20 protein-coding genes are annotated in these 24,228 nt (G+C 73.9%); 5 read left to right on the forward strand and 15 right to left on the reverse strand.

Annotation, left to right across the window (positions count from 1 at the left end; genetic code table 11):
- Positions 1-16: 16 nt before the first annotated feature.
- The 4 genes from ACGFWJ_RS33310 to ACGFWJ_RS33325 all read right to left on the reverse strand — a co-directional run bounded on the left by ACGFWJ_RS33310 (position 17) and on the right by ACGFWJ_RS33325 (position 5,875).
- Entirely contained in the window at positions 17-427 is a 411-nt protein-coding gene (locus ACGFWJ_RS33310; protein WP_387649726.1) for a hypothetical protein, read from the reverse strand.
- 123 nt (positions 428-550) lie between these two features.
- Complete coding sequence (locus tag ACGFWJ_RS33315; RefSeq protein ID WP_392956148.1) at positions 551-1,993, reverse strand: aldehyde dehydrogenase family protein; 1,443 nt, start codon at positions 1,991-1,993, stop codon at positions 551-553.
- 139 nt (positions 1,994-2,132) lie between these two features.
- Positions 2,133-3,698, reverse strand: coding sequence for a PucR family transcriptional regulator (locus tag ACGFWJ_RS33320; protein WP_387649732.1), 1,566 nt, complete (start codon positions 3,696-3,698; stop codon positions 2,133-2,135).
- 161 nt (positions 3,699-3,859) lie between these two features.
- Entirely contained in the window at positions 3,860-5,875 is a 2,016-nt protein-coding gene (locus ACGFWJ_RS33325) for an ATP-binding protein (RefSeq protein WP_392956151.1), read from the reverse strand.
- 222 nt (positions 5,876-6,097) lie between these two features.
- On the opposite strand from ACGFWJ_RS33325, the gene gabT reads away from it, so the two are divergent.
- From gabT to ACGFWJ_RS33340, 3 genes are all read left to right on the forward strand, one after another.
- A complete protein-coding gene (gene gabT / locus ACGFWJ_RS33330) occupies positions 6,098-7,438 on the forward strand; it encodes a 4-aminobutyrate--2-oxoglutarate transaminase (protein ID WP_387649738.1) in 1,341 nt (446 codons plus the stop codon).
- 527 nt (positions 7,439-7,965) lie between these two features.
- Positions 7,966-8,595 (forward strand): phosphatase PAP2 family protein, encoded by a 630-nt coding sequence (locus ACGFWJ_RS33335; protein ID WP_392956154.1) that lies wholly within the window; start codon positions 7,966-7,968, stop codon positions 8,593-8,595.
- Positions 8,596-8,716: 121 nt separating this feature from the next.
- The gene (locus tag ACGFWJ_RS33340; RefSeq protein ID WP_392956157.1) at positions 8,717-9,796 is read left to right on the forward strand and encodes a glycoside hydrolase family 18 protein; all 1,080 of its coding nucleotides are present in this window, start codon (positions 8,717-8,719) and stop codon (positions 9,794-9,796) included.
- Between the two features lie 14 nt (positions 9,797-9,810).
- Here ACGFWJ_RS33340 and ACGFWJ_RS33345 read toward each other — a convergent pair whose 3' ends face one another.
- Complete coding sequence (locus tag ACGFWJ_RS33345) at positions 9,811-10,143, reverse strand: DUF2218 domain-containing protein (RefSeq protein ID WP_387649746.1); 333 nt, start codon at positions 10,141-10,143, stop codon at positions 9,811-9,813.
- Positions 10,144-10,275: 132 nt separating this feature from the next.
- Between ACGFWJ_RS33345 and ACGFWJ_RS33350 the strand changes: the two genes are divergently transcribed.
- The gene (locus tag ACGFWJ_RS33350) at positions 10,276-10,746 is read left to right on the forward strand and encodes a MarR family winged helix-turn-helix transcriptional regulator (protein ID WP_387649749.1); all 471 of its coding nucleotides are present in this window, start codon (positions 10,276-10,278) and stop codon (positions 10,744-10,746) included.
- Here ACGFWJ_RS33350 and ACGFWJ_RS33355 read toward each other — a convergent pair.
- Positions 10,667-11,593: an EamA family transporter gene (locus tag ACGFWJ_RS33355; protein WP_392956160.1), complete on the reverse strand. Its 927-nt coding sequence runs from the start codon at positions 11,591-11,593 to the stop codon at positions 10,667-10,669. The two genes, ACGFWJ_RS33350 and ACGFWJ_RS33355, sit on opposite strands and share 80 nt — an antisense overlap.
- A gap of 103 nt (positions 11,594-11,696) precedes the next feature.
- On the opposite strand from ACGFWJ_RS33355, the gene ACGFWJ_RS33360 reads away from it, so the two are divergent.
- Positions 11,697-12,602: a LysR family transcriptional regulator gene (locus tag ACGFWJ_RS33360; protein ID WP_392956163.1), complete on the forward strand. Its 906-nt coding sequence runs from the start codon at positions 11,697-11,699 to the stop codon at positions 12,600-12,602.
- Between the two features lie 8 nt (positions 12,603-12,610).
- Here ACGFWJ_RS33360 and ACGFWJ_RS33365 read toward each other — a convergent pair whose 3' ends face one another.
- The 9 genes from ACGFWJ_RS33365 to ACGFWJ_RS33405 form a co-directional block, all read right to left on the reverse strand.
- A complete protein-coding gene (locus ACGFWJ_RS33365; RefSeq protein ID WP_387649781.1) occupies positions 12,611-13,330 on the reverse strand; it encodes a ZIP family metal transporter in 720 nt (239 codons plus the stop codon).
- Between the two features lie 218 nt (positions 13,331-13,548).
- A complete protein-coding gene (locus ACGFWJ_RS33370; protein ID WP_387649758.1) occupies positions 13,549-13,971 on the reverse strand; it encodes a DUF6278 family protein in 423 nt (140 codons plus the stop codon).
- 74 nt (positions 13,972-14,045) lie between these two features.
- Positions 14,046-15,722, reverse strand: coding sequence for a restriction endonuclease (locus ACGFWJ_RS33375; RefSeq protein WP_392956165.1), 1,677 nt, complete (start codon positions 15,720-15,722; stop codon positions 14,046-14,048).
- A 199-nt stretch (positions 15,723-15,921) separates the two neighbouring features.
- On the reverse strand, positions 15,922-17,415 hold the full coding sequence (locus ACGFWJ_RS33380) for a hypothetical protein (protein WP_392956168.1): 1,494 nt from the start codon (positions 17,413-17,415) through the stop codon (positions 15,922-15,924).
- A 333-nt stretch (positions 17,416-17,748) separates the two neighbouring features.
- Complete coding sequence (locus ACGFWJ_RS33385; protein WP_392956171.1) at positions 17,749-18,396, reverse strand: YigZ family protein; 648 nt, start codon at positions 18,394-18,396, stop codon at positions 17,749-17,751.
- A 113-nt stretch (positions 18,397-18,509) separates the two neighbouring features.
- Positions 18,510-19,793, reverse strand: a complete 1,284-nt coding sequence (locus ACGFWJ_RS33390; protein ID WP_392956174.1) for a DUF6986 family protein — start codon at positions 19,791-19,793, stop codon at positions 18,510-18,512.
- Between the two features lie 168 nt (positions 19,794-19,961).
- Entirely contained in the window at positions 19,962-21,662 is a 1,701-nt protein-coding gene (locus ACGFWJ_RS33395) for a DUF2637 domain-containing protein (RefSeq protein ID WP_392956177.1), read from the reverse strand.
- Positions 21,663-21,942: 280 nt separating this feature from the next.
- The gene (locus ACGFWJ_RS33400) at positions 21,943-22,611 is read right to left on the reverse strand and encodes a LuxR C-terminal-related transcriptional regulator (protein ID WP_387649774.1); all 669 of its coding nucleotides are present in this window, start codon (positions 22,609-22,611) and stop codon (positions 21,943-21,945) included.
- A complete protein-coding gene (locus tag ACGFWJ_RS33405) occupies positions 22,563-23,876 on the reverse strand; it encodes a sensor histidine kinase (protein WP_392956183.1) in 1,314 nt (437 codons plus the stop codon). Before ACGFWJ_RS33405 ends, ACGFWJ_RS33400 begins: the two co-directional genes overlap by 49 nt.
- Between the last annotated feature and the right edge of the window lie 352 nt (positions 23,877-24,228).

A 24,228-nucleotide genomic window follows, 5' to 3' on the forward strand; every position in this document is an offset into this window, starting at 1 on the left:
CTGTGCTACGCGGTGGTCACCGCCATGCCCAGAACTTCCCGACCGCCTCGCCGTCCGCCGTGTTCTCCCACTCGAACACGCCTACGGCGCCGCGCAGCGCGGCGGCGAACTCCGGCGAATCGGTCTCGTAGACGATCGAGCCGCGGAAGCTGTTGCCGCCGCTCTCGGTGAACGTGCCCACGCCCTGGCCGTGCCAGCTCGCGTGCGCGCCGCCCGGGCCCATCAGCACGCCCTGGCCGCCGCCCACCAGGGTGCCGTCGGCGCGCATCCGCGCCGTGTAGGTGCCCATGTCCTGGACCGGGACGCCCAGCAGGGTGCCGCTCGCCACGAACGAGGACTCCACCGTCGGCGGCAGCCCGTGCTCCCCCGGCAGCACCCGTCGAACGGTGATCCGGCCCTGTTCCTCACCAATGAGGTCGCCCAGCATGGCGGGACCTCCTTCCTTCCTGCCTCCCTCTCGGACTACGCCCGGCCCGTGGGGGTGTCAAGGCAGGCCGACGCCCCGCCGCCGCAGCTGCGGTGACGGGGCGCCAGGTCGGGTCGGGCTCGATCAGAGGTCGAGGCCGGTCAGCACCATGACCTTCTCGAAGGTGTAGTCGTCCATCGCGTAGCGGACGCCCTCGCGGCCCACGCCGGAGTCCTTCACGCCGCCGTACGGCATCTGGTCGGCACGGTAGGACGGCGCGTCGCCGATGACCACGCCGCCGACCTCCAGCTCGCGGTGGGCGCGGAAGGCGGTCTGCACGTCGTGCGTGAAGATGCCGGCCTGCAGGCCGTAGTTGGAGTCGTTGACCATCGCGAAGGCCTCCTCGGTGGAGGAAGCCTTCTGCACCGACAGCACCGGGCCGAACACCTCGGCCTTCGCCAGGATGGCGTCCGCCGGCATCTCGGCGAGCACGGTCGGCTCGACGGCCGCGCCGTCCCGCTTGCCGCCGGTGAGCAGCTTGGCGCCCTTGGTGACGGCGTCCTCGACCCAGGACTCGACGCGCTTGGCGGCGTTCTCGTCGACCAGCGGGCCGACGTCGGTGGCATCGTCGTGCGGGTCACCGGTGACCTGGGCCTGCACCTTGGCGACGATCTTCTCGACCAGGCGGTCGTAGACGGTCGCGTCGGCGATCACCCGCTGCACCGAGATGCAGGACTGGCCGCCCTGGTAGTTCGCGAACAGCGCGATCCGGCTCGCGGCCCAGTCCAGGTCCGCCTCGGAGTTCCAGTCCGACAGCACCACGGCCGCGGCGTTGCCGCCGAGCTCCAGGGTGACGTGCTTGCGCGGCACCGAGTCCATGATCTGGTAGCCGACCTTTTCCGAACCGGTGAACGAGATCACCGGCAGGCGCTTGTCCTGCACCAGCTCGGGCATCTTGGCGTTCTCGACCGGCAGGATGCTCCAGGAGCCCACCGGCAGGTCCGTCTCGGCCAGGATCTCGCCCAGCACCATGGCGGACAGCGGGGTCGCCGGGGCCGGCTTCAGGATGATCGGCGCGCCGACCGCGATCGCCGGGGCCAGCTTGTGGGCCACCAGGTTCAGCGGGAAGTTGAACGGCGCGATGCCCAGCACCACACCGCGCGGGAAGCGGCGCACCAGCGCGTAGCGGCCGGTGCCGCCCGGGTCGGTGTCCAGACGCATGGTCTCGCCGTTGGTGCGGCGGGCCTCCTCGGCGGCCCAGCGGAACACCGACACGGCACGGCCCATCTCGCCGCGCGCCCACTTGATCGGCTTGCCGTTCTCGGCGGTGATCAGCTGGGCGATCTCCTCGGTGCGCTCCGTCAGCCGCTTGGCGACGTGGTCCAGCGCGGCCGCGCGGACGTGCGCGGGGGTCGCGGCGAACACCGGAACGGCGGCGGCGGCGGCCGCGACGGCCTCCTCCACCTGCGCGTCGGTCGGCACACTGACCTTAGCCACCAGGCTGTTGTCGTGCGGGTGACGGACCTCCAGGTCCGTCTCGCCGCTCGCGCGCTGCCCGGCCAACCAGAACTCGTACGTGGTGGTCACGGTCGCACCGGCCCCTTCCCTCGAATACTTCGCTTTCCCATTCACGGTAGGCGGGGGGAGACGGCTTTCCGATTGGACGGACGGGTGGAAAGCACCCGTTCGATTTCGACGGACAGGACAGGCCCGTCCGGGGCGGGACTCAGTCCTCGCCCGCCCGCAGCGCCAGCCACAGCTCCATCCGGACGTCCGTGTCGTCCAGCGAGCGGCCCAGCAGCTCCTCGACCCGGCGCATCCGGTAACGCAGCGTGTGCCGGTGCACGCCGAGGTCGGCGGCCGCAGCGTCCCACTGGCCGTGCCGGGACAGCCAGGCCCGCAGCGAGGCGACCAGGTCGCCCCGGGCGGTGCGGTCGTGCTCGCGCAGCGGGCGCAGCAGGCCCTCGGCGAACGCGGTGACGGCCTCCTCGCCGAGCAGCGGGAGCAGCGAGCCGGCGCCGACCTCCTCGTGGTCGACGGTGCGGCGGCCGCCGCGCTGGGCGACCGCCAGGGCGCGCTCGGCCTGGGCGTGCGCGGTGCCGGCGTCCTCCAGCGCGGCCGGGGCGGAGACGCCGAGCGCCAGGCCCTCGTGCTCCTCGACGGCACCCAGGCAGGCCCGGTGGACCGAGCCGTTGTCCAGCGCGAGCACCATCAGCCGCGGCCCGTGGGCGCCGTCCTCGCGGGCCACCAGCAGCTTCTCGCCGACCTTGCCGCCGGCCTGCTCGGCGCGGTCGGCGAGCTCGCCGAGCGCCTCCGCGGCCTCCGGGCCGGGCCCGGCGGCTGCCACCAGCACCCGGACGGTGCCCTCGGGCAGGCCGCCGAACAGCCCCGAAGCGACCTGCCGGGCGGTGCCGACCTCACCGGCCAGCACCATCCGCAGCAGCGCCGCGCCCATCTTCTCCTCGGCCTGCCGCAGCTCCCGGGAGCGCTCCAGGGTCAGGGTGAGCAGCGCGACGGCGGCGTTCAGCACGTACCGCTCGGTCGGGGTGATGCGGTCCTCGGTACCGACCGCGAGGAAGCCGCGCGGGCGGCGGTCCGCACCCAGCGACTGGACCACCACGTAGTCCTCGTCGGCGGTGTCGATGGTCCCGGCCCGGCCCTGCAGCGCGGCGCTGGACGGCGCGGGGCGGCGGCGCAACCGGTCCACCTCGGCGGCCAGCCGGCCGGCCCGGCGGGCCGCCCAGTCCGGGGCGACCGCGGACAGCGCGCCGGAGCCGTCGTACAGTGCGGCCCAGCCACCCAGCCGGGCCGCCAGCCGGCGGACGATCGCGGTGGTGCCGTCCTTGCCGAGCGCGGCCCGGGTCAGCTCCTCCTGCGCCTCGAAACTGGTGGTGACGGCCTCGTACTGCTCGGCGGCCAGCGCCGCGGACACCGCCTTGGAGATCGCGATGAACGGCGTCGCCTCGGGCACCCGCAGCAGCGGCAGCCCGCGCTGCGCGGCCGCGTCCACCAGCGCCTGCGGCACCTCGGTGTGCGACAGGCCGACCCCCAGCCCGAGCCCCACCACGCCGGCATCCGCCAGCCGGTGCACGTAGGCCTGCAGCCCGGCGGAGCTCTTGCCGAGCTTGATGCCGGTGGTGAGGAGCAGCTCGCCGCCCTCGAGGAACGGGGTGGGGTCGTCCAGCTCGCTGGTGTGCACCCAGCGGACCGGGCGTTCCAGGTGGTCCGCGCCGGCCAGGACCGTCAGGTGGAGCGTGCTCGTACGGACGACGGAGGCGAGTGTGGGGGGCATGGCACCTTCGGTGGTTCGACCTGGTCGCGCCGTTGCGACCGGGCGAGTGAGGGTTCTCCCCCCATTATGGACGCTCCGGACAAGCCGGAGTGCCGAAATCCGCCGGTCCGTACCTTCCGTAACCCAATGCTGACCACCCCGCGACCGCCCCCTGGAGATCGTCAGTGCCGGAGGTCGACCAGCAGCGGCGGCACCTGCTCCCCCGTCACCGAGGTCAGCGAGATCACCGCATGCCCGGACGGCAGCGCGTGCGCCAGGTCGGACGGCGACCAGCGGTGCCGCTCGACGTCCCGGGTGGTGACCGACTCGGTCTGCGCAGTCGTCCCCGACAGCGCCTTGCGCACCAGCCGGCCGGCCCGGCGCATCGTGCCGCCGGACGTGTCCGGCGTATGGGTGACGGCCGTCTCCCGGACCAGGTGGGTACCCCAGGCCTCGGAGAACAGCCGGCCGTCCCAGGGCGCGATGCCCGGGAAGGCCATCCGGTTGCCGACCGCGCCGAACAGCGGCGCCCGCAGCGCCTCCGGCAGGTCCGACAGCGTGCGCAGCAGCAGCACCACACCGGCGTTCGCGCCGCGCAGCCGCTGAATGCCGCGGATCGTCTGCGCGTCCACGGCGGCGGTGGCGTCGTCCAGCACCAGCCCCGCGAACAGCTCGCGGTCGCCCCGGTCGGCGGCGGCCTGGGTGAACTGGCCGAGCAGCAGCCGCGACAGCATCCGGGCGGCCTCGGGGTGACTGCGCTCCGGCAGCTTCACCCGCACCCGCAACGGGTGCTCCAGAGCACGCATCGCGAACGCCGGCTTGGCGCCCGGACCGCCGGAGAAACCGGCAGCCAGCGCGGGGCGGTCCAGCAGCGCCAACCGGTCGGCGAGCAGCGCGCCCGGGTCGTCCACCCGGCCGTGCATCCGCTCCCGCTGCTGCAGGTCCGCCTCGAACTCCGCCCGCCGGCCCGACTTCTGCAACTGCTCCGCCAGCTCCGCCCAGCCGTCCCGGTCACCGGCCAGCAGCCCACGCAGCTCCCGCACCCCGGGGTACCGGCCGTACGCCGCCCGGAACGGCCCGACGACCTGCTGCATCGACGTGCGGGCACTCTCCGCACGGGAAGCCAGCTCGTCCGGCAGCAGCGCGTCGGCCAGCCGCGCCGCCGCCTCGTCCGGATTCGGCGCGGCACCGTACAGGTCCAGGCCGTACGGGGCGGACGGGTCGCCCGGGGCGATCACCACGTCGTACCAGTCGTCCGGGCCGAGGTCCGCATCCGCCGCCCCGACCACCACCGCACAGGCCGCCCCCGCCAACGCCTGCAGGCACAACGCCTCCGCGACCGGCCGGGCCAGGGCCGCCGTCTTGCCCGTACCCGCCGGACCGACCGCGAGCAACGAGGTACCGAGCAGCGCCGGATCCAGCGCGAAGCCCGCGTTGCGGTGCGTCGCCGGGTTCTTCGGCACGTCCTGCGCGGTACCCAGCCGCACCTGCCGCACCAACAGATCGTGCCGCGCGGCCCGCCCGCCGGGCAGATCCCGCTGCTCGGACGGGTGCGCGCAGGCGGCCGCACCCCGGCTGCCCACCTGCGCCGCGAACTCCTGCCGGCCGGCCGGGTCGGTCCCGACACTCCGCCACGCCTGGTGCAACCGCACGTAGTCCACGTCCCCCACCGGCTCGTGCTCCAGCCGCCGCACCACTTCCCCGGCCGGCCGCAACTCGGCCCACACGTCCACCACGGGCGCCGCCTCGGGCTCGGGCGGGACTTCGGTGACGGTGCGGGAGAGGACCGGGGCGACCCAGCGCCGCCACACCTCGGCCCAGCGCCCCATCCGGCCGAAGACCATCAGCACCAGAATGATCACCGCCACGTTCACGGCGGCGGCGACCAACAGGGAGATGACGAAGGAGCTGGTGTTGGTGAGGCCGATGGTGGTCAGCAGTCCCTGGATCAGGGAGACGCCCTCGAGGTAGACGAACACCCCGACGGCGAGGTTCAGCACTGCCCGCAGCAGCAGCGGCCCCACCGGGGTCTCGTTCTCGGCGGCGGTCCTGGGGTCGTACGGCGTGTGATGCTGCCGGTAGATGCCGGGCGGGGCCTGGGGGCGGGGGGCGGTGGCCCAGGTGGGGAGGTGGAAGGGGGCGCGGGGTGGTGGGAGGTGGGGGTGGGTGTGCTGGGTTCGCGCGTCGTTCTGTTCCACTTCGGGGCCCCTCCTACGTTGCCGGCGGTGCCATACCCGCTCCGCCGTCCCACCGACACACCCGGGGCCAATGTAGTGGAGGAGTGAGGGCGAGAGCCGATCTTCGGCCACTGGCCGCCTAGGACAATTCGTAAAGCGCAGCAGTACCGAGTGGCGCATGCCCGACAAACAAGGCCCGCCGTAGCCTGCGATTACCGCGCCTTGAGAACTTGGAGAACACAGATGAGCGCTGCAACGCCGCTCCCGCAGGAGCGCCGCCTGGTCACCGCGATCCCCGGCCCGAAGTCGCAGGAGCTGCAGTCGCGCAAGCTCGGCGCGGTGGCCGCTGGTGTGGGCACCACGCTGCCGGTTTACGTGTCGCGTGCCGGTGGTGGCGTGCTGGAGGACGTGGACGGCAACAGCCTGATCGACTTCGGTTCGGGCATCGCCGTCACCAACGTGGGCAACAGCGCCGAGGCTGTGGTGGCGAAGACCACCGAGCAGCTGGCCGCGTTCACCCACACCTGCTTCATGGTGACCCCGTACGAGGGTTACGTGGCCGTGGCGGAGCAGCTGAACGAGCTGACCCCGGGCGACCACGCGAAGAAGACCGCGCTGTTCAACTCGGGCTCCGAGGCCGTCGAGAACGCCGTGAAGATCGCCCGCGCCTACACCAAGCGCCAGGCTGTCGTGGTGTTCGACCACGGTTACCACGGCCGCACCAACCTGACCCTGGCGCTGACGGCGAAGAACATGCCGTACAAGCAGGGCTTCGGTCCGTTCGCCCCCGAGGTCTACCGCGTGCCGGTGGCCTACCCGTACCGCTGGCTGACGGGTGCGGAGAACGCCGCGACCGAGGCTGCCAAGCAGGTCATCGACCAGATCAACAAGCAGATCGGCGCCGAGAACGTCGCCGCGATCATCATCGAGCCGATCCAGGGCGAGGGCGGCTTCATCGAGCCGGCCAAGGGCTTCCTGCCGGCGATCGTGGAGTTCGCGAAGGCGAACGGCATCGTGTTCGTCGCGGACGAGATCCAGACCGGCTTCTGCCGCACCGGCCAGTGGTTCGCGTGTGAGGACGAGGGCATCGTCCCGGACCTGATCACCACCGCCAAGGGCATCGCCGGTGGTCTGCCGCTGTCGGCGCTGACCGGCCGCGCCGAGATGATGGACGCCGCGCAGACCGGTGGTCTGGGTGGCACCTACGGTGGCAACCCGGTGGCCTGTGCGGCCGCGCTGGGCGCCATCGAGACCATGAAGGAGCAGGACCTCAACGGCAAGGCGCAGCGGATCGGCGAGATCATGCTGGGCCGCCTGCGGGCGATGCAGGAGAAGTTCGACATCATCGGTGAGGTCCGCGGCCGCGGCGCGATGATCGCTGTCGAGCTGGTGAAGCCGGGCGGCAAGGAGCCGAACGCGGAGGCCACCGCGGCCATCGCGAAGGCCTGCCACGCCGAGGGCCTGGTCGTGCTGACCGCCGGCACCTACGGCAACGTGCTGCGCTTCCTGCCGCCGCTGGTGATGCCGGAGCACCTGCTGAACGAGGGTCTGGACATCCTGGAGTCGGCCTTCGCGGGCGTCTGAACCCCAGGTAGTACCCCCTGAGCGGCGCGAGGGCCGGACGGAAGCGGATCCCGTCCGGCCCTCGCGCGTTCTGCTGTCCGGCCCCACACGGCCGGCCCCGCACACCCGGGCCGCCCAGCCCCGTGCGTCCGGGCCGCCCAGCCCCGTACGTCCGGGCCGCCCGGCCCCGCGCGTCCCCGCCGTTCCGCTCCGCGCATCCCCTTGTTCGACGCCGCGCTTGCTGCCGTTCCGCGGCGCGCGTTCGACTGTTCGACCCTCGGGTGGAGGTTGCCCCGCCGGTGGTGAAGATGCTGTGCACGAAACCCCTTCGGCCGTTGGTGCGCCCCGGCTTTGACGTACTGTCATCACAGATGGACAGCGAACCTCAACCACTGCCCACACCCCCGTCCGCCGTCGAGGCGGGCGAAATGGACCGATCGACCGGCCGTCCCGCCCACACCCCCCGGGCCGCACGGCGCGGCGATCGCCTTGGCCGCCCCGGAGCTCTCCCCCCTGCTCCGGGGCGGCCTATTTTTGCTGTCCTGCCCATGACACTCGCCGTGCTGCTGGCGGTGGTCTCCTGGCAGGTGGCGGTGGACGGCCCGCTGCTGGGGATCGATCCGGCGGTGCGCGACGCGGTGCGGCACCTTCGCCGTTCGCTGCACTCCGCGCTGCTGAACCACCTGGGCGTGGCACTGGCCGACCTGGGCGGCGGGGTGCCGGCCGTCCCGGTGCTGCTGGGCTGTGCGGGCCTGGCGGCCTGGCTGGCCCGGCGCGGCGGTCGGCCGCGCTGGTGGACGCCGGTGCCGGTGGCCGCCGTGGCGGCGGTGCTGATCCCGCTGCTGGTGGTGCCGGCCAAGGCCTGGTTCGCCCGGCCCGGCCCGTTCGGTGTGGCGCTCGCTCCGGGCCAGTGGGGCTGGTATCCGTCGGGGCATACCGCGACCTCGGCGATCGCGTACGGGACGGCGGCGCTGCTGCTGGCCCGGGTGCTGCCGGAGTGGCGGGCCCGGCAGGTCGGGTGGGTCACCGCCGCGGTCTGCCTGGGGGTGGGTGCGGGGCTGGTGTGGAGCGACTTCCACTGGCTGCTGGACGTGGTCGCCAGCTGGTGCCTCTCGGGCCTGCTGCTGCTCGCCCTGCACCGGATGCTGCCGCGCCTGCTGCCGGAGACCGACGCCTGACACCACGCCGGTTCGCAGTTCGGTCCGGACCATTGACGCCCTTCCGGCTCGCGCGCACCCTGTTCCCCACCCATCAGCACGCGATCGCCGGGAGGCGAATGTGCGTTCCCCAGTCATGCCCATGACGCGTTTCTCGGTGGCGGCCTCGCTGCTGGCCCTCGCGGTGACGGCGCTGCCGGCGCAGAGCGCGACGGCGGCGGCCGCCCCGATGCAGGTCTACGGCGCCTGGCACTGCAGCAACGACGCCTGCACCTGGGCGAAAGTCCGGGACATGGCGGAGTTCGACACCGCCAACCACTGGCTGATCGACCGCGGCGACGGCCGGCCCTCGGTGAACGTGGTGGTGCTGAGCTTCGTCAATCCGCTGCGGCTGCTGAACGGCACCACCGACGCGGGGGACGCCGCGGGCGTGCCGGTGGGCATGAACCAGCAGGTGGTGGACTACTTCACGGCCCGCGGGATCCGGGTGATGCTCTCCATCGGCGGCATCACCTACACCGGCGACTGGGACTCCGCGCTGGCCCAGAACGGCACACTGCTCGGCCAGAAGGCGGCGGCGCTGGCGGGCAGGCTCGGCGTGGGCATCGAGATCGACTACGAGAACAGCAGCAACCCGAACCTGACGGGCCTGCAGGCCTTCGTGGACGCCTACCGGTCCGCCCACCCGTACGACGCCTCGGGCGCCGATCCGACCGCCCGGCTGACCATCGACGTCGCGGCCGGCGACCGCTGGCTGAGCGGCATCGACCAGTACGCCACCGCTCACTGGCTGACCACGGGCAGTCCGGTGCTGGACTACGCCAACGCGATGGTGCCGAACAAGCAGCCCTCGGCGTCCACCGCGACCGCCAACTGGCAGGAGCACCTGGACGGCAAGCCGACGTACAGCCCGCCGATCCCGCCGCTGGCGCCGGCCAAGTTCACCGGCAGCCTGTACATCGCGGAGGGCTCGCAGATCCGTCCGGAGTGCACCGACTTCGCCAACTCGGCGCAGAAGGCCACCGGCAGCTGGGTGCAGAACGCCACCCCGAACGGGGCGGGCACCAGCACGGGCCTGCTGGGCTTCATGTTCTGGGCGGCCGAGAAGCCGTCCACCCGGGGCGTGACCACGGCGCCGCCGAACAGTTGCGAGGGCGGCGTCGGGGCGGGCGCGACGGCGTTCGCCGTGCCGGTGCCGATGCCGCCGCTGCGGCAGAGCTGAGAGCGGGCAGCCGGTCAGCCCTCCTCGCCGGTCAGGCGCTGGACGGTGCCGGCCTCGCCGCCCTCCCGCTGCCAGGCGACCACCAGCTCGTCACGGGTGCCGAAGCGGACCAGGTGGCGGCCGACCACGTCCTCCAGCTGGGGCAGGTTCTCCTCGGCGCCCTCGACGGCGAGCAGCAGCGCGCCGTCCTCGGCGGTGAGTTCGGCCTGCCCGGCGCCGAAGACCAGCGAGCCGCGGCCGGTCTCCTCGGACCACTCGGCGGGGACCTTGCGGCCCATGTGGGCGGCGAGCTGCTTGGCGTAGCGGGCGGGACGGTCGGTGGCGACTCGGGCGGTGGAGCGGGCCATGGCGGAACTCCTCGATGCACGGACGACTTAGGCTGCCCTAAGCTACTCGATTACTGAGCCAAGCTCAACATCTTTTCGAGCCGGGACCGATCGCCCTCCGGACGGCGGCAGGCCGACCGCTACCCTGTGCCCATGACCTCCCCCGGCCCGGCCGACACCGCCGCGGAACTCGCCGACGCCCTCACCCGGGCGATGAAGCGGATCCGCCGGCGGACCATGCAGCGGCTGGAGCCGTACGGCATCACCCCGGCCCAGGCCCGGGCACTGCGCACGCTCGCCCACGCACCCGGCTGCGAGAGCGCCGAGACCATGCGGCTGAGCGAGCTCGCCGAGCGCCTGCACATCGCGCCGCGTTCGGCGACCACCGTGGTCGACGCCCTGGAGGAGGCCGGCCTGGTCGCCCGCACCCCCGACCCGGCCGACCGCCGGGCGGTGCGCCTGGTCCTGACCGCCGCCGGGCACGGCGCGCTGGAGCGGATCTCGCAGGTCCGGCACGAGGTCGCCCAGCAGTACTTCGGCCCGGTCAGCCCTGCCGAGCAGGACGCTCTGCTGCGGGCGCTGCGTCACGCCGAGGAGGCGTACGAAACCGGGCCCAGACCGTAGCGGGCACCGCGCCCAGCCCGATCCCGGCGATCACCAGCACCGTCGCCGCGCCCGCCGCCGGGCTGAACCGCTCGCCGAGCAGCAGCGCCGCCGAGGACATCCCGAACACCGGCACCAGCAGCGAGAACGGGGCGACCACCGAGGCGTCGTAGCGGCGCAGCAGGTGGCTCCAGGCGACGAAGCCGAACAGCGTGGAGACCAGCCCGACGTACAGCACCACGCCGACGCCCGCCCAGCTGATGCCGCGCAGCGCGGCCCAGTCCGCGGCCGGGCCCTCGACCAGCAGGGACAGGCCGAGCAGTGGCAGCGGCGGCACCGCGGAGACCCACACCATCCAGCGCAGCGCGTCCGGCGGGGCGGCCTTGCGGGTCAGCACGTTGGCCAGGCCCCAGGCCGCGGCCGAGCCGATCAGCAGCGCGAAGGCGCCGGCCGGGCCGTGCAGGCCGCGGTCGACGGCGGCCACCGCGATGCCGGCGAAGGCCACCACGAGGCCGGCGGTCCGCACCGGGGTGGGCCGTTCGCGCAGCAGCCCGGCGGCGAACAGCGCGGTGAACCCGGCCTGGCCCTGCAGCACCAGTGAGGACAGTCCGGCCGGCATGCCGGCGTGCATGCCGAGGAACAGCAGCCCGAACTTCACCACGCCGAGCGCCACCCCGACCGCGAGCACCCAGCGCCATGCCACCCGGGGCGGGCCGACGAGGAACACCGCGGGCAGCGCCACCACGGCGAACCGCAGCGCGCAGAACAGCAGCGGCGGGAAGTCGTGCAGACCGACCTCGATCAGCACGAAGTTCAGGCCCCAGACGGCGGCGATCAGCACGGCCAGCGCGACATGACGGGGCCTCATGGCGGACGAGGGCGAAGCGGAAGACGGCATGGCTCGAGCATGGCCCGCAGCGACCGTTCAGCACCAGCGAGAGTTTCTCAACCAAACTGTTTAGCATTGCTGCATGATGGATCTGGGACGCCTGCGCGCCCTGCACGCGGTCGCCGTGCACGGCTCGGTCGGCGGCGCCGCGACGGCGCTCGGCTTCACCCCGTCCGCGATCTCCCAGCAGATCGCCAAGCTCGAACGCGAGACCCGCACCGTGCTGCTGGAGCGCCAGGGTCGGGGCATCCAACTCACCGACGCCGCACGTGGGTTGGCGGACACCGCGCAGCGGGTGCTGGCGCTGGTCGAGCAGGCCGAGGTGACGCTGGAGGAGCAGCGCGGCCGGGCCACCGGGCGGCTGCTGGTCGCCGCCTTCGCCACCGCCTCGCGCGGCCTGCTGCCCGGCGTGCTCGCCGAACTCCACGCCGACTACCCCGAGTTGGAGGTCAGGCTGCTGGAGAGCGACCCGTACCCGGCGGCCGAGCTGGTGGCCCGCGGCGAGGTGGACCTGGCGGTGGTGCAGGACTGGGCGTCCGTGCCGCTGCCGGTGCAGGAGGGCCTGGACCGGCTCGACCTGGGCACCGATCCGGTCGATCTGCTGCTGCCCGTCGCCCACCCGCTGGCGGCGCTCGACGCCGTCCCCATGACGGAGCTGCGCGGGCAGCGCTGGACCAGCGTGCCGCCGGGCAACATCTGCCACGACTGGCTGCTGCACACCATGCGCGAGATCGGCGAGGAGCCGGACGTCCGCTACCAGGTCGGCGAGTTCGAGAGCCAGATCGCGCTGATCGCGGCCGGCCTCGGCCTCGGCCTGGTCCCCCGGCTGGGCCGAGGCCCGCTCCCGCCGGGGGTCGCCGCCCGCCCGGTCACCCCGCGGCCGTTCCGCCGGGTGCACGTCCTGTGGCGCACCCAGACCTCGCGCCGCCCCGCCGTCACCGCCACCCTGGACGCGCTGCGCCGGCACTGGGCCGCCCTGGACCTCTGACCCGGACGTCAGGTCAGCCCGACCACCAGCCACATGAATCCGACGCCCAGCAGGGTGCAGACCAGGGTGGTGCGCGAGGGGTGCGGGCTGTGCGCCTCCGGCAGGATGTCGGAGGTCGCCAGGTACATCAGGAACCCGGCGAAGAACCCGAGGTACAGCCCGAGGAGGTGCTCCGGGATGGTGAACAGCAGCGTGATCGCGGCGCCGGTGACGGGGGCGACGGCGTCGGCGGCCAGCAGCGCGACGGCCCGCCGCCGGTTGTTCCCGTACAGCCGGGTGATCGTGTAGGTGTTGAAGCCGTCCGCGAAGTCGTGCGCGACGACGGCGACGGCGACCACCGCGCCGACCGTGGTGCCGGCCTGGAAGGCGGCGCCGATCGCGAAGCCGTCCATCATGCTGTGCAGCACCAGCGCGGACGCGGCGGCCAACCCGACGCCCTGTTCGCGGTGCCGATGCCCGGGCCCGTGTCCGTGGCTGTGCGCGGCGTACTCGCCCTCGTGGCCGCGGTGGATGGCGACGGCCCGCTCCACCACGTGGATCAGCAGGAAGCCGGCGGCGAACATCAGCAGCGCCTCGGGCACGCCGTGGAGTCTCTCGGGGGCCTGCTCCATCGCCTCGGGGAGCAGGTCGAAGGCGACCACGCCGAGCATCAGTCCGGCGGCGAAACCGAGCACCAGGTGGCGGCGGTCGCCGGTGCGCTGCGCGACGAAGCCGCCGATCAGCGTCATCAGGAAGGCGCCCGCGGCGACCAGCACGGCGGTCAGTTTCGGCCTCCCCCGACTCGCGCCGAGGGCCGGACGGCTGCGCGGACCGCTGCCCACGGCTGCCCAGTCGTCCGGCCCGGGCCGGTCGGTGCCGGGCCCTGCGCTCCACTGTGCGGGCCGCCCCGTGGCCGCGCCGTCCGGCGGACCCACCGGGGTGAGCCGCCGCCGCGCGTGATTGCGCGTCAGCCGTCCCCGGCGGCCCGGTAGACGGCGGCGAGCTGCGGGGCGCCCTGCTCGGCCCAGTCGGCGCCGAGGGCGGTGACGTCGAGCTCGAAGCCGGTGGCCAGGACCATCAGCGGGCGGCCGTCGAAGGCGAGCCGCCAAGCCGAGCCGGGGATCCGGCGGCGGATCACCGTGCCGAGGTAGAGGCCGGCGTCGATGCCCAGCCACTGGGAGACCTGCGGGTCGTCGCGCCAGCGCGGCAGCAGTTGGTCGAGCGCGGTCAGCGAGTCGACGGTGTCGTCGAGTTGCACGCCGGCGGCGTCCGCGAGTTCGCGCAGCAGGCCGCACTCGGCGTACATCCCGGCCATCGCCTGTTCGCGGGCCTCGGCGGTGTGCCGTTCTGCGTTCTCGACCGGGCGCCGGCCGAGGTATCCGTTCTCCACGGCCCAAGCCTGTCACCTCGAACGGCGGAACGGGAGAAGGCCGGACGGGACCCGCCGGGGTTTCCGACGGGCCGTCAGGACGTCAGTGGCAGCGCCAGGTGGGTGAGGGCGAGTTCGCGGATGCCCTGGCCGTCGACCAGGTGGATCCGCTGGTGGCGCTCCTCGGTGGTCAGGTCCACCGCCTCGTCGGTGAACTGCCCGCAGGTCATCCGCAGGCCCCGGTCGGCGCCCTCCTCGCGGACGGCCTCGGACAGCGTGGCGATCTCCTCGGCGGTGACGGGCGCGGGGCCGCGGGACGCCCACACCACCCAGCGTCCGGGCAGCCGGCTGCCGGGCTGGCCCTCGGCGGTGGCGACCAGTCCGGCCGGGCCGCGCAGCCGCACGCTCCAGCCCTCCAGGCCGCCGGCGGTGAGCACCGCCCGGACCAGCAGGGCGAATTCGCCGGGCGACAGTTCGCCGAGCGCGGGGACCGCGGCGTCGGCGGTCCCCCAGGGCACCACCGCCTCGTCCGCGTACGGGTCGGGGGTGATCACGGCGGCGAGCGCGCGCAGCCGCAGCAGCGACTCGTCGTGCTCGGCGTCCGCGTACACGCCGTCGTCGCCGAGATGTCCGGAATCGGGGACCAGCCGGGTGCGGGCCAGCGCGTCGCGGTCGGCGTCCACGCTGAGCAGGCAGCGCGGGGGGCGGCCGGGCAGCCGCAACCAGCCGTTCAGCACGACGCCGGCCAGCACGTCGTCGGTGTCGACGGCGTCGGCGGCCTGCAGGGCGCGCAGCGCGAGGCGGGCGGCCAGCCGCAGGTAGTCCGCGCGGACATCGGCGTCGGGGCGGTGGACCGGCTCGACGGTGCCGTCCTCGGTGAGCCGGTAGCCGGACAGCGCGGGGACGGTGTCCAGCGGCGGCAGGTCGAGGTCGAGGACGGCGGTGCGGGTCAGCGCCCGGAACACCGCGTGGCAGGGGGCCGGCAGATCGCGGGTGGAGCCTTCGGCGGCGGCCAGGGCGCGTTCCAGCAGCGATTCGACGGCGGCCGGCTCGGCCAGCCGGTACGCGCGGCGGCACTCCTCCAGGCTGTCGTTGTACTCCTGGACGGCCCGGGCGCGGGCCTGTTCGGCCTCCTCGTGGGCCTGCCGGGCGGCGACCGCACCACTGTCGGCCAGGTCGGCCTGCCGGGTGCGCCACTCGCGCAGCGCGCGCTGGTGGCGCAGCCGGGCCTGGGCGAGTTCGCGCTGGTAGCCGGAGTCGAGCAGGCGGCGCGAACGGGGCTGGTCGGGGTCGCTGTCGACGGGCTCGGGCGGGGCGAAGTCGGCCCAGGCGGGCTCGGGTTCGGCGTCCGGCGCGGCGTCCGGGTACGGCTTGGGGCGGTAGCTGCGCAGCTGGCTCTCGAAGTCCATCGCGGAGACCGGTTGGGCGGCCCGGCGCAGCAGGTCGGCGAGGCGTTCGTGGTCGGCCTGCACGGCGAGGGTGCGGTGGTGGGTGCGCGCGGCGGCCCGGCCGTGCGCGGCCACCGGGTCGGCCACGCCGTCCGGCTCGGGAACGGAACCCGGCTCGGGAACGACGGCGGGTGCGGGGACGGCGGCGGGCGCGGGTGCTGCTGCGACGGCGGGCTCGGACGGGGGTGCGGCGGGCGCGGGGACGAAGACGGGTGCGGGCGGCTCGTCCTCGTCGGCGCCGAGTTCGCGGAACAGCGAGGCGAGGAACCCGGGCTGGAGCACCGTGGCGGTGCCGTCGGCGCGGCCCTCGGATGGATGCTGCATCGGCGGTCGTTCCCCCTGCTCGTCCGGCGCACGTCGGAGGGCCGCCGTCGGCGGGGGCCCGATCAGCATTGTCCCCCGTCCGGCGCTCCGGGTCAGCCAACCTTCGGGGTTTGGCCGAGCGTTGACGCAGGATCAGCCGACCGTGCCCGATCCGGGCTCCCGGGGGCGGCCCTCGGGAGCCCGGATCGGGCGCGGCGGTTCAGTTGGTGCGGGTGTTGGTCAGGTGCAGTCCGATGTAGCCGACGTAGATCCGGCCACTGCCCGAACAGTCGTCCAGGTAGTGCACCCGGGGGGCGGTGCCGCCACCGCCGATCCGCAGGTGGGCGCCCATGAAGGCGCGGCAGGAGGAGTCGACGACGGCGGGGACCGGCAGCATCCGCTGGCGCTTCCACTTGCCGTGGCTGGCGACGGTGCGGGACTCGCCGCGGACCGCCTTGCGCGGCGGGAAGCGGTGGCAGCCGGGCGGGGTGTGCTCGCACCACTGCTTGAAGTCGCCGCCGGCCTCGCCGCGCACGGCGGCGTCCGCGTACTCCTGGAGCGCGGTCAGGCCGTCCCAGGTGAGCCGGGCCCAGCCGGGGCCGTCGGCCTGGCCGTCCAGGGCGAGCGTCTCCTTGCTGTCGCCGGTGAACTCCAGCAGCGGGAACTCGCCGAAGCGGTCGACCAGTTCGCCGAAGCTGACCGGGTCGGTGCCGCACCGGGAGCGGCGCGGCGGGCGGGGCTGCTCGACCCGCAGCCGGCAGCGTTCCAGCCGGACCGCCGGGTGCGCGGGGCGCTCGGGGGCCCTGCGCACCTCGGGCGGCAGCCACAGTTGCGGCACCGCGTCCAGCGGGGCGGGCGGCGCGAGTTGGGCGGCCACCCGGCGCGGCTCGCGGGCCAGCAGGGCGGCGGCGCGGCGCAGGTTCTCGTCGATCCGCTGGCGCGGCAGGACGGGGTGCCGGGCGGCGTCGGCGCGGGACGCCGGGTCGACGTCGGGCAGGAAGGTGCGGACCGCGCCGCCGTACACCTTGTGGTACTCGAGGGCCAGGTTGAACCGTGGCAGCGCGGTGTGCCCGAGCACGTACATCGAGGCCAGGCCCGGGAGTTGACGCAGCAGCGGGCCGAGCACCTCGTCCTGCCACTGCTCGATCGGCACGGCGGGCGGCACGCTGGCCACCACCGTCGGCAACTGCCGTTCCGGGTCGCACAGTTCGTCGATCAGGTCGTCCAGGTCCGCGGGCCCGAGCAGGCGCGGGGCGACCGCCAGCGGCACCGGGCCCTCGGTGGCGTCCAGCAGCGGCAGCAGCCGGCGGACGAGCTCCGGGACGGGGACGCGGCCGTGGCCGGCCAACGCGGGCCCGGCGGGCAGGTGTTCGGCCTCGACGCGCAGCCGGGTCGGGCCGTCGGCCTCCTCGGCGGCGAGGATGAGGGTGAGTTGGTCGATACCGTGCGGAGCGGGGGTGCGCAGCCGGCGGCGGCTGTAGCGGGCTTCGGGGCCGCGGCCGGGCAGCGGTCCGCCGTCGCGGTCCAGCAGCACCCGGTCGCCGAGCCGTAGTCGCTCCGGCAGGGCCCCGTGCTCGCGGGGCGGGGGCTCGTCGTGGCCTTCCGCCTTCAGCCAGGCGGCGAGCAGGTGGTCGACGAGGGCGGTCGTGTCGTGGTGCGGGCGGGGTGTCGCGGCCGTCAGCCGATAGGGCGGCTGGGCATGGTCGGTGGGCATACGCGGAACCTCCCGAAGTACGGTGCTGCGGTCTGCGAGTCCTCCTTCCGATGCCGTGCCGGATCGTGGTGTCCTGTCTAGGAGACGAAGTGACCATGAGGGGAAGTTCCTACTCCGGCCCCGTTTCCTTCGTTCGGGTGTCATCGGACGGCAACCGGAACTCCGCCCGCGCCGCCTCTGCTACCCGCCCGCCCGCGGTTGATGCCGTCCGCCCGACACCCGCGCCGGCCCTGGAAATTGGCCGAAAACGACCGCGGTTCGGGCCCCACCGGGCGCCCCGTCACGCCCCGGGCCGCGCAGTCCTGTCGGACCGCGCGGGCCCTCGTGAACCGCTCAGACCTCGACCTCGACGAAGGTCCGCCCGGCCGCCTGCGCGCCGGCCGAACCGCCGGTCGCCTCGGCCAGCCAGGTGTGGAACTCCGTCACCTCCGGCTCGGGGACGCCCACTTCGATCCGCACCCCGTCCGCCAGGTACTCCAGCCCGGCCACCGTGTACCCGGCCGCCCGCACGTCGTTCTCCAGCCGCCCGGCCCGGGTGTGGTCCACGGCCACCGACAGCAGCGCGACCGGACGCCGCTCCAGCAGCCCGATCTCGTCCAGCGCCTCCGACACCGCCGACCCGTACGCCCGGACCAGGCCGCCCGCGCCCAGCTTGATCCCGCCGAAGTACCGGGTCACCACCGCGACCGTGTCGGTCACCCCGCGGCGCCGCAGCACCTCCAGCATCGGCACGCCCGCCGTCCCGGCCGGCTCGCCGTCGTCGCTGGACCGCTCGCGCGGCTGCTCCTCCCCCACCACGAACGCCGTGCAGTTGTGCCGGGCGTCCCAGTACTGCTTGCGGATCGCCGCGATGAAGGCCTGCGCCGCCTCCTCGTCCGCGACCCGGGCCAGGTGGCAGATGAACCGGGACTTCTTGATCTCCAACTCGTGACTGCCATCGCCCCGGACGGTCAGGTACGGCTTCGGGCTCGGCTCGGCCATGACGCTGGTGCTCTCCGCTGTCGCTCTCCACCCGGCACCGCCTCGAACAGCGGCCACCGGTCTCGCCGACCAGCCTAGGGCCTCGGCTCCGGGTCACGCGGGGCCGTGGCCGCTCAGCGGCCCGCCAGCGCGTGCAGGGCGGCCCGGTCCAGGCCGGTGCGGGCGGTGATCTCGGCGGGGTCGAGGGCGCCGCAGTCCAGGCCGCGCAGCAGCTGGCCGCTGAGGGCGCGGGCGGTGGCGGGCTCGTCCAGCACCGCGCCGGCGGACTTGGCGAGGTATCCGGCGAGCCGGGCGCAGGCGGCGTCCAGGCCCTCGCGGTGGAAGGCGTACACGGCGGCGTAGCGGGTGGGCAGTTGGGCGGGGTGCAGGTCCCAGCCCTGGTAGTAGGCACGGGCCAGCGCGCGGCGGACCAGGCCGTGGTGCAGCCGCCAGGCGGCGTGCACCTGCTCGACGGAGCCGATGGGGAGCACGTTGGTGGAGCCGTCGGAGAGCCGGACGCCGGTGCCGGCCGCGGCGACCTGCATGACGGCCTTGGCGTGGTCGGCGACCGGATGGTCCGGGCTCTGCTGGGCCGCGGCGACCCCGCAGGCGGCGCTGTAGTCGAAGGTGCCGTAGTGCAGCCCGGTGGCCCGGCCCTCGGCGGCCCCGATCAGCAGCGCGACGGTGGCCCGGCCGTCCGGGCCGAGGACGGCCTGCGTGGTCTCGATCTGGATCTCGAACCCGAGCCGCCCCGCGGCCAGCCCCGCCCGCCGCTCGAAGTCCGCCAACAGCCGGGCCAGCGCGGTGACCTGCGCGGGGTGGCTGACCTTCGGCAGGGTGAGCCGCAGGCCGTCGGGCAGCCCGCCCTCGGCCAGCAGGGTGCCGAGGAACACCTCCAGGGTGCGGATGCCGCGGGCCCGGACGGCGGCCTCCAGGCACTTGGTGCGGATACCGACGTACGGCGGCGCGCTGCCGTCGGCCGCCGCCGCGGCCACCAGCTTCGCCGCCCGCACCGCCTCGGCGTCCTCCTCGGCGTCGGGGCGCTGCCCGTAGCCGTCCTCGAAGTCGATCCGCAGGTCCTCGATCGGCTCGCGCGCCAGCTTGGCCCGCACCCGGGCGTGCACGTCCGCGAGCAGCGCGTCGTCGGGCACGCCGAGCGCCTGCGCCAGGCGCGAGGGCGTCCCGGCGTGCCGGTCGAACACGTCGAGCGCCTGCGCGCCCCACTCGCGGACGGTGTGCGCCCCGAACGCGTCCGCCGGCACGTACACGGTGTGGACGGGCTGCCGGCCGGGCCGCTCGCCCGGGTAGCGGCGCGTCAGTTCGGCGTCCACCGGCGCCAGCAGCGCCTCAACGGCGGCCCGGGCGGCGTCCGAGAACGCGACCTGCCGGGCGGGTCCGGGCTGAGCGGGCTGTGGCATCCGGGGCTCCTTCACTCACCGCACGGCTCAACGAAACGGTCCGGCGAAGGTAGTGCTGCCCCACCACAGCGTCAATGGCCGCCCGCCGGGAGATCCGGCGGGCGGCCATGGCGCGAGGGGTGCGGTGCAACGACGAGTTGAGGCGGCGTCACCGCAGGAGAGGAACGGTCACTCCCGGCCCGACTCCATGTACCGCTCCTGGAGCTCGTCCCAGATCTTCTCGACGTCCTTCACCGCCACGCCGCCGTCCGCACGCGAGCCCGGGACGCCGCGCTGCGACAGGTACTCGGCGAAGCGGCGCTCGTCCGGCTGGCGCTGGTTCTCCTCCATGTAGCCGACCAGGGCGGCGAAGCACTCGTCCGCGTCCAGCGGCTCCGCCCCGCCCGCGAACGGACGGCGGGCCGGGGTCTCCTCCGCGCCCTGGTCGAAGGGCAGCGTCTCCGCCTCCATCATCGCGTCCAGCCGCAGCGGCCGGCCGCCCAGCCGGATCGGCTCGGCCTCCTGATCCTGCATCGGCTGCTGCTGGGGCTGGGGCGCGTGTGCGGCCTGCGGCGCGTACGGACCCTGCGGACGGGACGGGCCGCGGCCGTTCGCCATCACCCGCTCCGGCTCGGCGCCGGCCGGACGGTAGCCCTCGTCGTAGCCGTCCTGCTCCGGGTACCCCGGCTCGCCGTAGCCCTGGTCCGCGTAGTCCTGCTCCGGGTACGTGTCGCCCGGCTGGTAGCCCGACTGCGGGCGACCCGGCTCGGCCTCGTCCTGCGGGCGCGGGGCCTTGAACCACGGCGACGCCTGGCCCGGCACCCGGGCCGTGTGCACCTGGTCGGTCTCCGCCAGGTGCGAGCGCACCGGACGGGCCGTCCACACGTTCAGCTCCGAGGAGCGGTCCACCACCGGCGCGGCCTGCGCGGCCTCCGGGTCCTGCTGGTCCCGCAGCCGCACCGCGGCCAGCTTCGCCAGCGTCGGCACCGCGACCGCCGCCGACACCGGCGGCACCGCCTGCTGCGGCTTCGGCTTCGCAGCTGCGGGCGCGGGGGCGGGCGCCGCGGCGGGCCCGGCGGCCTGGCCCTGGTTCGGTACCGCCGCACCGATCGCCGGCGGCTGACCCTGCGTCACCTGAGCGGCAGCCGGCACCGGACGGTCCGCCTGCACCGTCTCCTCGGTCTCGGGCGCCGCACCGCCGTGCACCTGGAGCGGGCCGTCGATCCGGTCCAGGATCGTCGGGTCCAGCGGCACGCCGTACTTCGCCAGCTTCAGCGGCAGCAGCGCCTGGAACGGTGCCGACTTCCGCCAGCCCCGCCCGTACCGGAACCGCAGCTGCGCGCGGTACACCAGCCGGTTCTGCTCCAGCCGCACCGTCTCGTCGTACGAGCGCAGCTCCCACAGCTTCATCCGGCGCCACAGCCGGAACGTCGGCACCGGCGAAAGCACCCAACGCATCAGCCGCACCGACTCCATGTGCCGGTCCGCGGTTATCGCCGCGATCCGTCCCACCGCGTGCCGGGAAGCCTCGACCACCACCACGAACAGCACCGGGATCACCGCGTGCATCGCCATGCCCAGCGCGTCGCCCCAGGACGCCGCCGCGTTGAACGCGATGGTCGCCGCCGTCAGCAGCCACGCCGTCTGACGCAGCAACGGGAACGGGATCCGCAGCCAGGTCAGCACCAGGTCCAGCGCGAGCAGCACCACGATGCCCGCGTCGACGCCTATCGGGAACGCGTAGGCGAAGGCACCGAAGCCCTTCTCGATCGCCAGGTCCCGCACCGAGTTGTACGACCCCGCGAAACCGATGCCCGAGATCACACACGCGCCGACGGCCACCACGCCCAGCAGAGCACGGTGCGCGCGGGTAAGGGAAGGACGTGCCATTCAGTGATCAACCCCTGGGACTCGGCAGCTGCCGTAGGACCTGTAGCCGCCGAGTACACGTCCCCGCCCGGGGCGCACGACCGCGGGACAACCCGGTGTTGATGCGCCGTTGACAGACTCGGCCCACCGGATACTACTCGCACGGGCGTTCACCCATGTCGCCAGGCCGGACCGGCACCACTCCTCCACTGGTCCGCACCACCGCGCGCACCGCACTCACGCACGCCGTCGCAGGCCGCGCACAATCGCACGACGACGTCTCGCCGGACCCGCCCGGGCGCTACCCGGCGGCCGGCCGCTCTGCCGCGCCGTTCAGGTACGCCAGCACCGCGAGCACCCGGCGGTTGCCGTCCTCGGTGGGGGACAGCTCCAACTTCCCGAAGATGTTCGCGATGTGCTTGGCCACCGCCCCGTCACTGATCGTCAGCCGCGCACCGATCGCCGAGTTCGAGCAGCCCTCCGCCATCAGCCCCAGCACCTCCCGCTCGCGCGGCGACAGCCGCTGCAACGGCTCCGAACCCGCGTTGTGCTGCAGCAGCCGCCCGATCACGTCCGGATCCATCGCCGTCCCGCCGGCCGCCACCCGGCGCACCGCGTCCACGAACTGGTCCGCGTTGAACACCCGGTCCTTCAGCAGGTAGCCCACCCCGCCGGTGCCGTCCGCCAGCAACTCCCGTGCGTACAACTGCTGGACGTGCTGCGACAGCACCAGCACCGGCAGGCCCGGTATCTCCCGACGTGCCGCCAACGCCGCCTGCAGCCCCTCGTCCGTCAGCGTCGGCGGCAGCCGGACGTCCACCACCGCGACGTCCGGCCGCTCCGACAGCAGCGCCGCCAGCAGGTCGGGCCCGGTCTCCACCGCAGCCGCGATGGTGAACCCGTGGACCTCCAGCAGCCGCGTCAGGCCTTGGCGAAGGAGGTAGAGATCCTCGGCGAGGACAACGCGCACGGCAACTCCATCGTGATGGTGGTCGGCCCGCCCACAGGACTGTCGAGCGAGATCACTCCGTCGAACGTACCCAACCGCCTCTCGATCCCGCGCAATCCGCCACCCGTCTCCATCCGCGCACCCCCGTGCCCGTCGTCCGTCACCACCACCCGCAGCCGACCCGCCCGGTGCAGCACATCCACCCACACCTGCCTCGCCCGCGCGTGCTTCGCCGCATTCGCCAGCAGCTCACTGACGCTGAAGTACACCGCCGTCTCCAACGACGCCTCCGGACGCGCCGGCAGGCTCACCGTCACCTCCGTCGGCACCACCGCCGTCAGCGCCAACTCCCGTATCGCATCCGGCAGTCCGCGCTCCGCCAGCACCGGCGGGTGGATGCCCCGGACCAGATCCCGCAGCTCCTGCAACGCCTTCGCCGAGGACTCCCGTGCCTCTGCCAGCAACTCCCGCGCCGCAGTCTGGTCACTCGTCATCAGGTGCTCGATCGTCCCCAGCGTCAGCCCGATCGCCACCAGCCGCGCCTGCGCCCCGTCGTGCAGATCCCGCTCGATCCGCCGCAACTCCGCGGCCTGCGCGTCCACCGCGTCGGCCCGAGTCTCCGTCAGATGCGCTACCCGTTCGGTCAGTTGGGCCCGGCTCTGTTCCGGCCCACCGCCCAGCACCCGGCACGCCAGCTCGTGATGGGCCCGCACCGCCCGCGGCATCGCCAGCAGTCCGACCGTCATTATGGCCCCACCGATGAGCGCAGAGATCAGCAAGTTCATCAGGTGGTTGTAGAACCCGAAGAAAACCCGGTGGTCCGCTTGCGCCGTCAATACGAAAATGAGCCCGCCCCAGACCAGCACCATCGGCACGCCCAGCAACGCCACCACGCCCACCGGATTCGCCAGCAGCCACAGCCCCTCCCGCCGCACCTGCCGATCCCGCACCGCCCACTGCACGAACTGCACCAGCCGCGCCACCTCCAGCCTCCGGTGGTACGAGGCCCCCGTCCACCAGAACCCGCGCGCGTCCTGCTCCAACGCCTCCCGCGTCGAATACACCACCCGCCAGGGCTCCCCGGACACCTGCTCCACACGGTGCCGCGTCCACGCCGCACCGTGCCGCACGAGCAGGTACAGCACCGACGCCCCCACCACAATCGCACTCGGCGCCGCAACGAACGGCGCGAGCGGCCCCCCATCGAACAGCTGAACCGCCGCCAGCGCCGTGAACACCGCCGCCAACACCGGCACCACCGGCCCCGCAGCCGCCGCCACCGCCATCACCACGCCCTGCCCCCAGGCCCGCACCCCTGCCCGCAGGCGCTCCCCCACAACGGACCTGACGGCCCCACCGTCGAACCATGTTGTCGTCGCCAAGGCCTACTCCCCGAGATTGATCGCCGTCCCCAAGAACGCTCTTAGTCTCTCCCCGGCACCCCGGCCGGCACATTGGCCGTGCCACCCGTCTTTCAGGTGGACCTAAGTCCACCCCGACCGGTGGTGACTGGTCCCGGAAATGCGAAAAAGCCCCCCGCCAAAAGGCGGGGGGCTTTCCCTGAATGATTGTTCGGCGGCGTCCTACTCTCCCACAGGGTCCCCCCTGCAGTACCATCGGCGCTGTGAGGCTTAGCTT

The organism is Kitasatospora sp. NPDC048407, assembly GCF_043200475.1.
GTDB lineage: Bacteria > Actinomycetota > Actinomycetes > Streptomycetales > Streptomycetaceae > Kitasatospora.

Excerpts from the sequence above, each read along its gene's own strand:
- ACGFWJ_RS33310 (WP_387649726.1), bottom strand. The coding sequence starts at position 427 with ATGCTGGGCGACCTCATTGGTGAGGAACAGGGCCGGATCACCGTTCGA.
- ACGFWJ_RS33320 (WP_387649732.1), bottom strand. The coding sequence starts at position 3,698 with ATGCCCCCCACACTCGCCTCCGTCGTCCGTACGAGCACGCTCCACCTG.
- gabT (WP_387649738.1), top strand. The coding sequence starts at position 6,098 with ATGAGCGCTGCAACGCCGCTCCCGCAGGAGCGCCGCCTGGTCACCGCG.
- ACGFWJ_RS33335 (WP_392956154.1), top strand. The coding sequence starts at position 7,966 with ATGACACTCGCCGTGCTGCTGGCGGTGGTCTCCTGGCAGGTGGCGGTG.
- ACGFWJ_RS33340 (WP_392956157.1), top strand. The coding sequence starts at position 8,717 with ATGACGCGTTTCTCGGTGGCGGCCTCGCTGCTGGCCCTCGCGGTGACG.
- ACGFWJ_RS33345 (WP_387649746.1), bottom strand. The coding sequence starts at position 10,143 with ATGGCCCGCTCCACCGCCCGAGTCGCCACCGACCGTCCCGCCCGCTAC.
- ACGFWJ_RS33350 (WP_387649749.1), top strand. The coding sequence starts at position 10,276 with ATGACCTCCCCCGGCCCGGCCGACACCGCCGCGGAACTCGCCGACGCC.
- ACGFWJ_RS33355 (WP_392956160.1), bottom strand. The coding sequence starts at position 11,593 with ATGAGGCCCCGTCATGTCGCGCTGGCCGTGCTGATCGCCGCCGTCTGG.
- ACGFWJ_RS33360 (WP_392956163.1), top strand. The coding sequence starts at position 11,697 with ATGATGGATCTGGGACGCCTGCGCGCCCTGCACGCGGTCGCCGTGCAC.
- ACGFWJ_RS33365 (WP_387649781.1), bottom strand. The coding sequence starts at position 13,330 with ATGACGCTGATCGGCGGCTTCGTCGCGCAGCGCACCGGCGACCGCCGC.
- ACGFWJ_RS33375 (WP_392956165.1), bottom strand. The coding sequence starts at position 15,722 with ATGCAGCATCCATCCGAGGGCCGCGCCGACGGCACCGCCACGGTGCTC.
- ACGFWJ_RS33380 (WP_392956168.1), bottom strand. The coding sequence starts at position 17,415 with ATGCCCACCGACCATGCCCAGCCGCCCTATCGGCTGACGGCCGCGACA.
- ACGFWJ_RS33385 (WP_392956171.1), bottom strand. The coding sequence starts at position 18,396 with ATGGCCGAGCCGAGCCCGAAGCCGTACCTGACCGTCCGGGGCGATGGC.
- ACGFWJ_RS33390 (WP_392956174.1), bottom strand. The coding sequence starts at position 19,793 with ATGCCACAGCCCGCTCAGCCCGGACCCGCCCGGCAGGTCGCGTTCTCG.
- ACGFWJ_RS33395 (WP_392956177.1), bottom strand. The coding sequence starts at position 21,662 with ATGGCACGTCCTTCCCTTACCCGCGCGCACCGTGCTCTGCTGGGCGTG.
- ACGFWJ_RS33405 (WP_392956183.1), bottom strand. The coding sequence starts at position 23,876 with ATGGCGGTGGCGGCGGCTGCGGGGCCGGTGGTGCCGGTGTTGGCGGCG.